The 561-nt window shown below is 62.6% G+C and carries 1 protein-coding gene; it reads right to left on the bottom strand.

The window, feature by feature from the left end:
- The coding region (locus GVL52_RS31730; protein ID WP_244619330.1) for an IS66 family transposase at window positions 1-545 on the bottom strand (545 nt) is incomplete at its 3' end.
- Between the last annotated feature and the right edge of the window lie 16 nt (window positions 546-561).

Raw genomic sequence — 561 nt, 5'->3', positions numbered from 1 at the left:
ATCGAATTCTCGCAGCCGTTGTTGTCTATCGGGTAGTTGCCGCTGGTGACGAAGCGCTCCAGCTTGGCCCACTGCGAGGACAGGTAGTGCAGCGCCTTGCCCAGCAAACTGCCTGGCAGCACCGCATGAACGTTGGCCAGCAGCAAGGCCTGGATCTCTTGCAGCACGGGCACACTGTTGGCTTGGCGGCTATGCAGCAGCGCATTCGCATCCAGCCCTTGCTCTTTGGCCAGGGCCTCCACGCGGTAGAGCTTGCCGATCAGCGCGATGAACCTGGCCGCCAATTGCTCAGCCCCCCGGTTGGCTTTGGGCAAGGCCTGCAGCGCGTCATTGAAGTAACGCCGGCAATGTGCCCAACACCCGATTTGCACGAGCTTGTTCGCCAAGGCGATCTTGTTGTAGACCTCGTAGCCGTCGGTCATCAGCACGCCGCCCTCGCGCGCACCGACGTACAGAAGCTGCGCCGCCTCTGTGCTGCGTGAGGGTGAGTAGGCGAACAGGCGTATGGGCGGACCTGTGCCGCTGGCGCCTGAACCATCGGTCATCTGCGCCCACATGTAG

This window comes from Rhizobium sp. 18055, from assembly GCF_902706285.1.
Lineage (GTDB): Bacteria > Pseudomonadota > Alphaproteobacteria > Rhizobiales > Rhizobiaceae > Rhizobium.
This window is presented reverse-complemented; position numbering and strand designations above follow the sequence as displayed.